The 12,809-nt window shown below is 45.9% G+C and carries 16 protein-coding genes; 15 read left to right on the top strand and 1 reads right to left on the bottom strand.

Going from position 1 to position 12,809, the window contains the following annotated elements; translation table 11 throughout:
* Window positions 1-136: 136 nt before the first annotated feature.
* The 15 genes from copZ (at window position 137) to PMI05_RS20485 (ending at window position 11,605) form a co-directional block, all read left to right on the top strand.
* On the top strand, window positions 137-340 hold the full coding sequence (gene copZ, locus PMI05_RS20555; protein WP_007725825.1) for a copper chaperone CopZ: 204 nt from the start codon (window positions 137-139) through the stop codon (window positions 338-340).
* Window positions 341-442: 102 nt separating this feature from the next.
* Window positions 443-1,069, top strand: coding sequence for an NAD(P)H-nitrite reductase (locus tag PMI05_RS20550; RefSeq protein WP_007725823.1), 627 nt, complete (start codon window positions 443-445; stop codon window positions 1,067-1,069).
* A 91-nt stretch (window positions 1,070-1,160) separates the two neighbouring features.
* Window positions 1,161-1,484 (top strand): metal-sensitive transcriptional regulator, encoded by a 324-nt coding sequence (locus tag PMI05_RS20545; protein WP_007725822.1) that lies wholly within the window; start codon window positions 1,161-1,163, stop codon window positions 1,482-1,484.
* Between the two features lie 128 nt (window positions 1,485-1,612).
* A complete protein-coding gene (locus PMI05_RS20540) occupies window positions 1,613-2,356 on the top strand; it encodes a PIG-L deacetylase family protein (RefSeq protein WP_007725821.1) in 744 nt (247 codons plus the stop codon).
* Between the two features lie 17 nt (window positions 2,357-2,373).
* Window positions 2,374-4,191 carry an ABC transporter substrate-binding protein gene (locus PMI05_RS20535; protein WP_007725820.1) on the top strand — a complete coding sequence of 606 codons (1,818 nt, stop codon included), beginning with the start codon at window positions 2,374-2,376 and terminating at the stop codon, window positions 4,189-4,191.
* Window positions 4,192-4,283: 92 nt separating this feature from the next.
* Complete coding sequence (locus PMI05_RS20530; RefSeq protein ID WP_007725819.1) at window positions 4,284-5,261, top strand: ABC transporter permease; 978 nt, start codon at window positions 4,284-4,286, stop codon at window positions 5,259-5,261.
* Complete coding sequence (locus PMI05_RS20525; protein WP_007725818.1) at window positions 5,254-6,108, top strand: ABC transporter permease; 855 nt, start codon at window positions 5,254-5,256, stop codon at window positions 6,106-6,108. Before PMI05_RS20530 ends, PMI05_RS20525 begins: the two co-directional genes overlap by 8 nt.
* Window positions 6,109-6,114: 6 nt before the next feature.
* Window positions 6,115-7,071: an ABC transporter ATP-binding protein gene (locus tag PMI05_RS20520; RefSeq protein WP_007725817.1), complete on the top strand. Its 957-nt coding sequence runs from the start codon at window positions 6,115-6,117 to the stop codon at window positions 7,069-7,071.
* A 3-nt stretch (window positions 7,072-7,074) separates the two neighbouring features.
* Window positions 7,075-8,121, top strand: coding sequence for an ABC transporter ATP-binding protein (locus tag PMI05_RS20515; RefSeq protein ID WP_007725815.1), 1,047 nt, complete (start codon window positions 7,075-7,077; stop codon window positions 8,119-8,121).
* A gap of 122 nt (window positions 8,122-8,243) precedes the next feature.
* Window positions 8,244-9,116 (top strand): cupredoxin domain-containing protein, encoded by an 873-nt coding sequence (locus PMI05_RS20510; protein ID WP_039961090.1) that lies wholly within the window; start codon window positions 8,244-8,246, stop codon window positions 9,114-9,116.
* A 101-nt stretch (window positions 9,117-9,217) separates the two neighbouring features.
* Window positions 9,218-9,967: a cytochrome c biogenesis CcdA family protein gene (locus tag PMI05_RS20505; RefSeq protein ID WP_007725809.1), complete on the top strand. Its 750-nt coding sequence runs from the start codon at window positions 9,218-9,220 to the stop codon at window positions 9,965-9,967.
* A gap of 36 nt (window positions 9,968-10,003) precedes the next feature.
* Entirely contained in the window at window positions 10,004-10,387 is a 384-nt protein-coding gene (locus tag PMI05_RS20500; RefSeq protein ID WP_007725807.1) for a rhodanese-like domain-containing protein, read from the top strand.
* A gap of 130 nt (window positions 10,388-10,517) precedes the next feature.
* Window positions 10,518-10,745 carry a spore coat associated protein CotJA gene (locus tag PMI05_RS20495; protein WP_007725805.1) on the top strand — a complete coding sequence of 76 codons (228 nt, stop codon included), beginning with the start codon at window positions 10,518-10,520 and terminating at the stop codon, window positions 10,743-10,745.
* On the top strand, window positions 10,742-11,014 hold the full coding sequence (locus PMI05_RS20490) for a spore coat protein CotJB (protein WP_007725800.1): 273 nt from the start codon (window positions 10,742-10,744) through the stop codon (window positions 11,012-11,014). Before PMI05_RS20495 ends, PMI05_RS20490 begins: the two co-directional genes overlap by 4 nt.
* Window positions 11,015-11,035: 21 nt before the next feature.
* Window positions 11,036-11,605, top strand: coding sequence for a manganese catalase family protein (locus PMI05_RS20485; RefSeq protein WP_007725798.1), 570 nt, complete (start codon window positions 11,036-11,038; stop codon window positions 11,603-11,605).
* A gap of 53 nt (window positions 11,606-11,658) precedes the next feature.
* Here PMI05_RS20485 and PMI05_RS20480 read toward each other — a convergent pair whose 3' ends face one another.
* A complete protein-coding gene (locus PMI05_RS20480; RefSeq protein WP_007725796.1) occupies window positions 11,659-12,783 on the bottom strand; it encodes a copper amine oxidase N-terminal domain-containing protein in 1,125 nt (374 codons plus the stop codon).
* Between the last annotated feature and the right edge of the window lie 26 nt (window positions 12,784-12,809).

The raw sequence follows: 12,809 nt of genomic DNA, 5'->3' as shown, positions 1-12,809 counted from the left end.
CTCCCTGTCTTTTATAGATGGGGAGCTTTTTTGTATGTACACAGCAGGAAAATGTAAAATTGGGTATTGAATACCCTACAGGGGTATCGTAAAATGTAATCAAGTAAAGCTTCTCAAAAACAAAGGAGGATGTAAAATGAATGTCACTTTGAACGTACAAGGAATGTCCTGCAATCACTGCGTTATCTCCATAGAAGGTGCACTTCAAAAACTAGACGGGGTTAGCAAAGCCACGGTAAGCCTTGCTGACAATCAGGTAAGCGTGACTTTTGATGAATCCGTTGTTTCGCTGGACAATGTGAAAGAGACCATTGAAGATCAAGGATACGATGTCGTTTAAGTAAAGGTTGCGGGAAAGGCTGTGATTGTAGAATTGCAGTCTTTCTTGTAGCTTGAGGTTGACCGAAAATTACAAATTCAAATAGTGCAGGAGGAATGTCTTTTGAAGCGTGTACAGTTTGCTGTAAGTCCAGAAATTCGTGTCGGCGGTTCTGTCTTTACTCCAACAGATATGGTGGCGATCGGTCAAATCGTTGGCGAGGATGCACAAATTGAACTTTCGACCTTTCAGCAGCTTATTGTAGAGATGAATGAAGAGAAGGCTGAGGATGCGAAAAAAGCGCTGCGTGAAAAAGGCTTGTGCGTGTACGAAACCGGCTCTGTTGTGAAGAATTTGTCTGTCTGTTCTTTTTGCAAAGGAGCAGAGATTGAAGGGCTAGAGGCCGCGAGAAATTTGAATGATACGATCGCAGGGATGGCTGTTCCTTTTACAATGAGAGTCGGTTATACGGGTTGCCCAAATGCCTGTGGAGAGCCGTTGGTAAAAGATATCGGGATCGTCAAAAGAAGAGAAACTTTTGAAATCTACGTCGGAGGCCAATCGAAAACAATGGAGGCCAAAACAGCCGAGCTTCTGGTCGAGCAGGTGAAGGAAGAACAATTATCCTCCATCGTCCAAAGCATCATTACGTTGTATCAGACGCAAGGGAAAAAGAGGGAGAAGTTTTTCAAGTTTGTCGAGCGATATGGATTGGAAAATGTCCGAAAAGAATTGGGGCTGTCTTCCTGACAGATATGTGAATATGGAACTTGCTTCATTTTGAAAATTTGGATTATAATCGAATCGTATATTTGCTAGGATGATTAGAGGAGGAATCTCATTGTCAAGTGCAGAATTGAACGTTGTACAGTCGTGTCATACATCTGATCGAAACAGTAATCATTCAGAAAAAACCAAGCAAAACTTGCAGGCGCGTCTCAATCGGATTGAGGGACAGATTCGCGGGATTAAAGGCATGGTGGAGAAGGATACTTATTGTGATGATGTCTTGAATCAAATTGCTGCGGTACAATCTGCCTTAAATTCAGTGGGACGTATCCTTTTGGAAGGACATATGAAATCCTGTGTGATTGAACGCATCCAAGAAGGGGACAGCGCAGTTATTGACGAGTTGTTAACCACGATGAATAAGCTGATGAAATAAAAAGCTTCAGAAATGAAGCTTTTTTTATTATTGCGAAATATAGGTTAGTGGGGTATAGTATTTTTAAGTCAGAATATTTTAACAATACAGAAAATATCAATCAAACAGGATGCAAGGGAGATGAAAAAATGGGCAAGAAAATGTTGCTGTTAGGTGTGTATGGCATGGAAGTGGTGGAGTGTGGCGGTGCTCTTGCCATTAACGTGAACAATGGAGGGGAATCGTACGCCTCGATCATGCTGTCTAGCGAAAAATCACGCCCGCAGGTTACAGAGGCGGCAGCGGTATTGGGGGTTCAGATGTATTTTCCCGGCTTTCAATCCGGTTATGTAGATGTCAATCCGGAGTCCAAGAAAAAGCTTGTACAGATTATCCGGGAAGTGAAGCCAGATATTATCATTACGCAGGACCCGGAACATTCCTTTCACGACTTGGACCCAGACCGTAGACAGGCCATGATTTTAATCTTAGAAAGTATCGCATTGGCAAGCCGGGAGTTTGCTTTAGATGAAATGCCTGGCTTGGAAGCACACCCGATCCCGGCGATCTATTACATGACTCCGCATCATCCCAACTGTGTCGTTGATATTTCGTCTGTGTGGGAACAGAAAAATCGAGCGATGGATGTCTTGCACAGTCAAATGGAGTTCAGTGGCCGACATTTTGAAGAAGCGGTAGATGCGAAGGCAATGGAGGCTATTGTCCCTGGGTTTTTCGCGTTGCCCTCTGACTACGAAAAGGGAAGAGCAGTGCACAAGGTACTCGATCAAGCCATTCACGTCTATCACGGTTTGGCAACACATGGTCATTTTGCCTTAGCAGAAGCATATAAACGTGATGGGAACTTCCATTTGAAAGAACTGATCAACTAATAGGAGAGAGATGTCGGATGAAGCATAATCGAATCGATATCATATGGCTGCTCATCGCTCTGTTTTCCACGTTGTTCGCTATTCCGGCTGGTGCCGAGAATCACAGGGAGGTGAAGCTTGGGATCACACAGGATGAACGCTCCTTGAATCTGTACACATACAATACCGGTTTTCCTGGACTCGAGCTGGTCAATCTACTTTACGACCCACTATTTATCCTCGATAAAAGCAACAACCCCATTCCTTGGCTGGTCAAAGAATTCACGGTATCTGACGACGGCAAGCAATACAAAATGATCTTGCATGACCAAATCTTGTGGCAGGACGGAAAGCCTTTGACCTCAGAGGATGTGAAGTTCACCTACGAATACTTGTTGAAATATAAAAAATCCCGGTTTACAACCCCAGCTGCACTCGTGAAAAGCATTCAAACACCCGACCCAACCACCGTAATCATGGAGCTTGATAAGCCTGAGCCAGATTTCTTCATTCAACCTCTCGCTGATTTGCCGATTCTCCCGAAACATATTTGGAGCTCTGTGACGGATCCTGATAACTTCAACAATTCTTTGGGGAGCGGTCCTTTCATTTTAGAGGATTACAAAAAGGATCAATTTTATAAGCTGAAAGCGAACCCGCAGTACTTTAAAGGAAAACCGGAAATCGATACGTTAGTCATCCCCATCATCGCAGAAGCTAATGCCATGTTTACAGCACTCACGGCAGGGCAACTGGATGTCATCAGTCGCAGAGTCCAGCCAGAACTCGTCAAAGAGTTTGAAAGCAATCCATCTATTCAAGTAGAAAGAGGCCCCGGTTTTGCTACAACGTTTCTCCAATTCAACGCTGAAAAGTTCCCGATGTCCGATCAAAAATTTCGTCAAGCGATTAGTCTTGCTATCGACCCGCAATACTTGGTAGATACGGTTTTGCTCGGTTTTGGCACAAAAGGAAGTCCAGGCTTTATTCATCCAGCTACTTCTTCTTACAACAAGGCAGTCGTACATAAGACCGATGTTGAACAAGCCAAATCCATTCTTGAACAAGCAGGCTATAAAGACACGGACAATGACGGTCTGCGAGAGGCACCAGATGGCAAAAAACTCGAACTCGTCAATCTGGTCCAATCAAATAACCCTTCTAGCATACGCTCTGCCGAGATCATTGCCGGATGGATGAAAACGATCGGGATTGATATGAAAGTTCGACCGATGGACCCCGATACCGTGATTAGTCTTGTCTGGCCCGAATATGATGTCACCAAGGGCCGGAATTATGACATGACGATGTTTGGCTGGTCGACTACAATGCAGCTGTTCCCTGCCAGACTAATTGATTTGTTCCACTCCGATCTAGCTGGCAAAGGGGGAACCAATATTGGCGGATTCAAAAGTGCAGAGTTTGACAAGCTGGCTGAGCAGCTCGAGGCCACATTGGAACCGGAAAAACGCCAACAGATTATCAATCAGATGCAAGAGCAGGTAGCCAAAGATTATCCAATCGTCCCCTTGTACTATGCAGAGGAAATTAGTGCGTACAATCCCGCTAAATACGACAGGTGGGTATTCCAGGATGGGAAAGGCATCATCAACAAGCTCTCTTTTGTTTCCAATGGCGAAAAAGCCGCTGTGACAACGGAACAGCCAGCAGCAACACCTGCAAGCACAACGCCTGCCGCTGCTACAGAAAGTGCTACATCTGCATCCACACAAGAACAGGCGAATGCGAATACGGGAAAAGGCACGACCTCGATCGTGACCATTCTCATCATTATCGTCGTCGTGGCGGGTGGATGGTATTTGCTCAGCAGAAGAAAAACGAAGAGCGAACGGTAAGCATGTTGACAGCTTCCCCTCAGTAATGCTCCTCAAGGTTATTGCGGGGGAACCATTTGTTCCTGTTGATTATCGAAAGAAGAGGTGTACTCATGACCCGATTTCTAACAGGCAAGGTCACTCAATATATTTTCGTTATTTTTATTATGCTGACATTGAACTTCCTTCTCCCTCGTTTGATGCCAGGCAGTCCCCTCGCGTATATAGCGGGAGAAGACATCATGCTCATGACGACGGAAGAGAAGGAGGCCATATTAGAGGCACACGGATTGAATAAATCACTCTTGGAGCAATACGTCATCTATTTGGGGAATATGGCGACGATGGATTTTGGCTATTCCTACCAACAAAAGATGCCAATAACGGAGTTGATTTCGGAGCGGTTGCCGTGGACGCTGCTGTTAACTGGAATGAACTTAGTGATTTCTACCTTGTTAGGCGTTATTTTTGGGACGATATCTGCCTGGAAGTGGGGGAAAAGAAGCGATGTTAGTCTCTTGACGATTTTTATGTTTTTAAGCGCGATGCCGTCCTTCTGGCTGGGCATGATTCTGGTAGCGATTTTTGCCGCACAATGGGGGCTGTTTCCCATCTTTGGGGCGCAGACGGCATGGAGCAATCTGACTGGCTTAGATCGTGTTACCGACATTGCCCATCATCTCGTTTTACCTCTGGTGACACTCGTATTAATCACCGTTACGACAACCTATATGACGATGCGCTATTCGATGCTGAACGTGCTGGGCGAGGACTACATTATGATGGCCAGAGCCAAAGGTGTAAAAGAAAAAATGATCAAATACCGTCATGCGATGCGGAATGCGTTACTCCCGGTCGCTACGGTTTTTATGCTCAGTCTCGGTAATATTTTTGGAGGGGCAACGGTGATTGAAACCGTGTTTGCCTACCCAGGCATCGGCAGGCTGATGTTTGAGGCCGTCTTAAGCAGGGACTATCCAGTGATACAAGCTGCTTTTCTTATCATTACACTGAGCGTAGTCATCGCCAACTTCCTAGCAGACATCTTATACCCGATTCTCGATCCAAAGGTGGGAAGGAACAATGGATAAAGGCAAATGGCTGCAGTACTGGACCATTTTTCAATCTAGCCGACTCGGGGCGATTGGTACCATCATCCTTCTTCTATTTGTAATTGTTGCGCTAGCGGCACCGCTCCTAGCACCTTTTGACCCGGACGAACGTGTAGCCGCGCCATTTCTTCCGCCAGGCGGAGATTATGTACTTGGAACCAATGATGTTGGACAAGACATCTTTAGCGAGCTCCTATACGGTTCGCGCATTTCGTTGACGATCGGTATTTTAGCTGCGTTGTTTTCGATCTTGCTCGGTTCTCTTGTGGGGATCGTTGCCGGTTACTTCGGGGGAAAAATCGATTCTGCTTTAATGAGACTGGTAGATTTGGTACTCGTTGTGCCTTTTCTGCCTTTGATGATTTTGCTCGCCGCGTTTATCGGTCCGAGCTTTTGGAATCTCATTTTCGTCATTACCGTATTGACCTGGGCATCTCCTGCTAGGGTGGTTCGCTCACAGGTCCTTACGATAAAAACGAAAGGGTTCGTGGAGGCCGCGCGCTCAATTGGCAGCAGCGTTCCTACCGTGATGTTCCGTCATATTTTGCCGGGTGTCGTACCGATCGCTTTATCGCAATTCATTATGGCGGCAAGCAATGCCATCCTGTTGGAGGCTTCCCTCAGTTTTCTAGGGCTGGGCGACCCATTGAATAAAAGCTGGGGAACGACCCTGTATTATGCACAGGCCAGAAGTGCTTTCCTGACGGATGCATGGCTATGGTGGATCTTGCCACCAGGTGTATTAATTACAGCGCTGGTTATCGGGTTTGCTTTTGCTGGCTACTCGCTGGAACAAATCTTTAATCCTCGGCTGCGGAAAGGGTGACTAGCCATGAATAAAGTTCTCGTCGTCGAAAATTTGCACACTCACTTTTTTACGGCAAATGGTGTAGTAGAAGCGGTTGAGGATGTCAGCTTTCACCTGGAAAAGGGGGAAATGCTCGGGCTGATCGGAGAGTCTGGCTGCGGGAAGTCCACCGTGATTCAGTCCATTCTGCGATTGCTCGAATACCCGGGGAAGGTCATGAGCGGGAAAGCCATGCTGGGCGAAGTCGACTTGTTGCAGGCGCCGGCAGAGCAGATTGAGAAGCTTCGCTGGAAATCAATTTCTGTTATTCCCCAAAGCGCGATGAATGCCTTAAATCCTGTATTTACGGTCGGGGAACAAATTATGGAAGCGATTTTGTTACACGAAAAAATAACGATGGACGAAGCGATTCGACGAACAGAGCAGCTATTAGAAATGGTCGGGATTCCCAAGCAAAGGCGCAAGTCGTACCCACATGAATTCAGCGGAGGAATGAAACAGCGTGTAGCCATAGCGATGGCGCTAGCCTGTAATCCGCAGGTCGTCATCTCAGATGAATCGACGACCGGGCTGGATGTTTTGACCCAAGCACAAGTCATCGCGATTTTGAAAGATCTGCAACGATCTATGGACTTGTCTATTATTCTTATCTCTCACGACCTGCCGATGGTGACAGCCATCTGTGAAAGGATTGCCATTATGTATGCGGGCAAGATTGTGGAATGTGGGACAACGGAACAATTGATTACGAACCCAAGACACCCGTACTCACAAGGTTTGCTCGCTGCCACTCCCGATATTAATGACCCCGAGAAAGAATGCCGTTCGATTCCGGGGACAGTGCCGCTGCTCATAAACCCGCCAAAAGGGTGCAGATTTCATACGAGATGCCAGCATGTGCAAGACAAATGCAAGGTAGAGTCACCTCCAATAAGAGAAGTGCATGAAGGGCATTTTGTATCCTGTTTTGTAGGAGGGTAAGACATGGCAATCACAAAAAAGTCGCAATCCAACGATGATTTGGTGACGGTGCAAAATCTGGTCAAACGCTTTGAAAAGAAGCAGGGAGCGTTTTTTCGCAGCAAAAAGACGACGGTCTATGCAGTAAACAATGTGAATTTCTCTATTAAAAAGGGGGAAATTCTCGGGATCATCGGGGAGAGCGGGTGCGGGAAAACAACGACTGCTCGAATGATTATGCGGCTTACAAAAGAATCATCCGGTCAAATTCTTTTTGATGGGCAAGACTTGTGTCGATTAGGGGAACGGGCAGTGAGGGGAATTCGGCAAGAGATGCAAATGATATTTCAAGACCCGTACGATTCATTGAATCCGGGAATGACTATTCTTGAAATCTTAATGGAACCGCTCCATGCCCATCAAAAAGCGAGTACCTTTGAAGAGAAGAGGGAGCAAGTACTTCAAATTCTCAATCATATTGAGCTGAGACCTGCCGAAAGCTATTTGCAGCGATATCCGCATCAGCTAAGCGGGGGACAGCGGCAAAGAATTGCAATCGCTCGAGCGCTCATTTTAAAACCAAAGTTCGTTGCGGCTGATGAGCCGACCTCCATGTTGGATGTGTCGGTCAGAATGGGCGTTTTGCAGCTATTAAAATCATTGAAGAACGAAATGGGTCTGACGATGCTGTTTATTACCCATGACCTGTCGACGGCTGCCTACATGTGTGATCGGATAGCTGTTATGTATCAAGGGAATATCGTCGAGATCGGACCGACCCATGAGATTCTGTATCATCCCTCTCACCCTTACACACGCGCACTCGTAGCGGTGGTATCTGATCTTAATCATTTTCTCAAACACAGGCAAGAGCTGATAGTCGATGGGGAAGTGCAGAATGAAGGAATCCAAAGAGGGTGTCCTTTTCTTGTCCGCTGCCCCCATCAGGTTGACCACTGCCGGAATATGGTGCCTATGCTAGAGCGAATCTCATCCGACCACTATGTTTCATGTATCCATCACCCGGGGGAATATGAGAGCGCAAAGGCTGCCAACAGGCATGCAAACTAGTAAATGTGTGAGCCCTCTCGACAGCAGTCAGAGGGTTTTCTTGTTCGTTTTGTCCTATTTTGTTGGCGTAGGACATACTTTACAATGAGGGAAATATACTCGGGGGTGGTATCTTGAGCGCGGTGTATCAGGTCCTGATCTACGTCGGTTTCGCTTACGTTTGCTTCACTTGGTTTATATGGCGACGAAAGCAGGGAATCGATCATATGCAAGGCATGATGAGCACGATGTCCGTCAGTATGATGATTGGCTTGATCGGAGGGTTGATCCTCGGCGATGTTTACAGGGGAGACCTTTATGTATCCACCATGTGGGGAATGCTGGCAGGTGGACTGTCTGGTTTTCTGCTAGGAGTTCCATTGTCGATCCTGAGTATTGTAGAAGGAATCTTATCAGGCGTCATGGGCGGGATGATGGGCGCCATGCTGGGAGAGATGGTCCCTAGTGAAAAAGTAGAGCCTCTCCTGTTTGTTTTCGTCATGCTCTATACCGTATGTATGCTGCTAGTAGCCAAGCTGATTGATTTTAATAAAAAAGAAACGAAGTGGTCCTCCATTTTTCATCATCCTGCCGCTCCAGCTGTGTTGCTGCTTGCCGTCTTCTTCTGGTTTCAATCATTACCGTTTCCATCTCCGGCTCTTTATGCAGGCGATCGCGCGATAGAAATCAACCTCACAGCCGTCGACTTTTCCTATAAACCGAACCAATTTACCGTGAAAAAAAATACGGAGATCAAAGTGGTCTTTCAAAATGATGGCAATGTAGAGCACGATATCGAGGTTGTGTCCCATGGAAAAATTGTAACGATTTCAGAATCAAGCACGGAACATCAGCATGGAGCAAAGGCTGAGGGCGTGGTTCATTTGCACGCCAAACCGGGAGAGTCTGTTGAAACAGTATGGAAGGCATTGGAGGAAGGAACCTATGAATTTTATTGTACGATCCCTGGACACAAAGAAAGCGGCATGATAGGACGCTTGCAAGTGACGGGATGAAGCAAAGGAGAGGCGAATCATGCCTTTCTTTTTTTCTTCATAGTTTCCTCACAACCTTTTTGTAAAATAAAAGAAAAGGAAGCCACGCGCGGAGGAGAAGCATGGATTGGTATTCGTACTTGTATCAATATGGAGCATGGATCAGCAAGCCCTTTTCCGATTTGTATTACGGAATGGGTGAACAAGCACCGTTGATTGGAGCGTTGTTGCTCGGGATCGTTGGGGCGTTTGCACCATGCCAGTTATCAGGGAATGTGGCTGCATTTACAGTGTTCGGGAAGAATGTCGTCGTCAAAGGTGGCTTTCGTAGTCATGTATGGATGTTCATCCTTGGCAAAGCAGTCGTGTATTCAGCTTTGGGAGCAATCGTATTTGCGTTCGGCGAACAACTCTCTACACAAGCGATTCCTTTGTTTCAGTGGGCGAGAAAATTACTAGCACCGATGTTTATTTTGATTGGATTGTTCTTAATCGGATGGATTCGACTGCCATTTCTACATACGCAATCATTTGAAGAAAAAATCAAGCGTTTTTCGGAGCGATTTGAGGGAAAGACACAATCCTTTTGGCTTGGCGTTGCCTTTTCCCTCGGGTTTTGTCCGACGATGTTTTGGCTCTTTTTTGGACTGACGATGCCTTTGATGTTCACGAGCTCGTTCGGCCCGATCATTCCCACTGTATTTGCACTTGGCACGGCGCTACCGCTACTCATCGTTTTACTGCTACTTGCCGTTGCCAGTGATAGCCCTTCTCTCATGAAGAACACAAGGAAATGGGGGGCAGTAACGCAAAAATTGGCTGGAATCGTGTTTGTCCTGCTCGGTATTTCGGACTTCATGGCATTTTGGTAAGGCTGCGACAAGATAAAATACGAAAAGGTGGATCGGATGAAAAAGATATGGATAACGAGCGCTCTGATGGTCGTACTCGCTATGGTAGCGCTAGTATTTTGGAATACCAAACAAACATTGCAAATCATAGATTCAGAACAGTTGGCGCAATGGATGACGGATGAAAAAGAGATGGTGATTGTGGATTTGCGCGAGCCTGAATTGTTTGAAGAGGGGAGAGTCCCCCATGCCATTAATATTCCTTTTGCAGAGATCAATGAGAAATACAGGAGTATACCCACAGACAAGAAAGTCGTCTTCGTCTGTCATACCGGAAGGATGGGAGTGGAGAGCGGAAACCTCTTGCTTGAAAATGGATACAAAGATGTTGCGAATCTGGACGGTGGCATGGCGAAATGGACTGGACAGGTGGAATCGTAGATGTTAGCCGCTTTCCTTTTACAGAGGAGGGCGGTTTCTTCGTTTTGGGGGATCAATCACGCCTACTGGGTGGGCTGCATAGTGTAGTCATGAAGGAATAGACAATGCAAGTTGGAGGAGGATATTGGCATTGCATTCGCAAACACGCGACTACTATCCGTATGTAGGTCCTTATGATCCTTGTCCGCCGATTCGGGTGAAGACGTACCAGGTGCCCCCTCAGCTGTTCATGACATTTCAGCCGGAGAACTTACCACAATACAGCCCGATGGAAGCGTTGAAATTAGGTACGTTATGGCCGGCACTTTTTAGCCCCTATGATCCCAGACTGAGTCATTTGGGGAGGGAGCACTCATGACAGCTGAAAATAGATTTGGCGATGAACAATATTACGCATTGCTTGAACAGCTGCAAGCGATCGACTTTGTACTGGTAGAGCTCAGTCTTTATTTAGATACGCATCCCACCGATCAGAATGCGCTTCAGCAGTTTAATGATTTAACGGAGCAACGCTGGGTTTTGGCGAACGAATATGAGAAATTGTACGGACCTTTGCAAAATCTTGGCCGTAGCTATTCAGGCTATCCGTGGCAGTGGAATGATGATCCATGGCCTTGGCAAGTTTAGAAGAGAGGGATAACGAAACCGATGTGGATCTATGAGAAAAAACTGCAGTATCCGGTTCGTGTTAGTAAGTGCGATGTGAGAATGGCGAAGTACTTGATTGAGCAATATGGAGGGGCGGATGGAGAGCTGGCTGCCGCTCTGCGTTATATGAACCAGCGGTATACGATCCCGAATAAAGTGGTCGGATTATTAACGGATATCGCTACGGAAGAGTTTGCGCATCTCGAAATGATTGCCACGATGGTGTATAAGCTGACCAAAGACGCGACTGTCGAAGAGTTGAAGGAAGCGGGACTGGGTGACCATTACGCCAATCATGATCGGGCGCTCTTTTACAACAATGCCAGCGGTGTGCCATGGACGGCAGCCTATATTGCTGCCAAGGGCGATCCGATCGCGGATTTGTATGAGGACATCGCAGCTGAAGAAAAAGCCCGCGCGACGTATCAATGGCTGATTGACATGACCGATGATGTTGATTTGCAGGACAGCTTGAAGTTTTTGCGAGAGCGGGAAGTCGTTCACTCTATGCGTTTCCGCGAGGCTGTAGAGATTTTGAAGGAAGAGCGGGATGCGAAGAAGATATTTTGAGAGGGAAAAAAGAGAGCTGGTGGGCTCTCTTTTTTCTAATTTAGCTGTGGGGTTCAAGTTAGTAATGGTACTGGTATGACGATAATGGACTTCTGTCCCCATTTATGATCGAAGTAAACATCGCAATTCAGCAATTCCGCGACATCCCGCAACGGTACAACCAGAATCGTATTATTGTAAAGTTTTGCATTTGCAGATGCAGTGAATTCGATACCATCACGCAAAAATTTATTGCTACCAACGGGTATGGTTATGTTGGAGGGGCCTCGTATTATTGTTGCAGTCTGAGTTGGATTGTCCCATTGGATAGTGCCATCGAGAGCTTCTACTAGTTCACGAAGGGATACATAGGTGATATCGTTTTCAGCAAAGGTTTGATTCAACAGTTTTTGATTATTTGCGGTCACGTTCAAGGCAGATTCTTGATAAGGAGCAGTTGCCTTATATTTAAAGCGAATATCAGCTCTTACTTGATACAAGTCAGTATACTTAGTTTTTAAATAGTTGATAGGTATCTTAAACGATGTTCTTGCATATTGTCCTGGCTCTAACCTGAATGACTCATTGATAACAGGGTGGCTATTCTCTGGATAGAATAATCCATCTTGTCTATAGTCTATTGCTTCGACTCCGGAGTAGATAAATTTCTCGGCTGTTGCCTCTCCCCGATTTACGAGGATCATATGCGCGATATAATGGGTGTCTGTAAATTCATAAGCAGTCATTTTTGTGTATATGTATGGACGGGGTTCTGCTTTTTTGCCAAGTGTATATGTATACGTTGGCTTTAAGTAAGCATCGGTTAAATCTGATGCCTTTGTAACAGAAGGAACAAGATCAAAGGTTAAGAGCTCTGTAATACCTAACTCGTTGTCTCCTGGGTGCATGACTGGGTAGGAAAAGTAATCAACATCGGAGTCAATATTTATTTTCTCCCCTTTGTTATTATATAGATCAAGTTTTCCGGAAAGGTCTAATAGTTCATAGGGACTGACATTTCCCCAACGCATGTAACCTGTTGCGTAGTGACTTCCATCTTGTCTTGTTGCGAACTTTAATTCCGTCAATTCAAACTGCAAAGGATTCTTCTCAAATGATGCCAAGGACACTGGAACCGAAGCAAAGAAAATAAAAAAGATTGCAAGAAGGCACGTGAAAAGTCTAACGATTTTCACCATTTCAAATCACCCCAAGATTGAAAATA

Source organism: Brevibacillus sp. BC25, from assembly GCF_000282075.1.
In the GTDB taxonomy this organism is placed as follows: Bacteria; Bacillota; Bacilli; order Brevibacillales; family Brevibacillaceae; genus Brevibacillus.
Note: the sequence above shows the minus strand (reverse complement) of the source record. Positions and strands in the feature narration are given on the sequence as shown.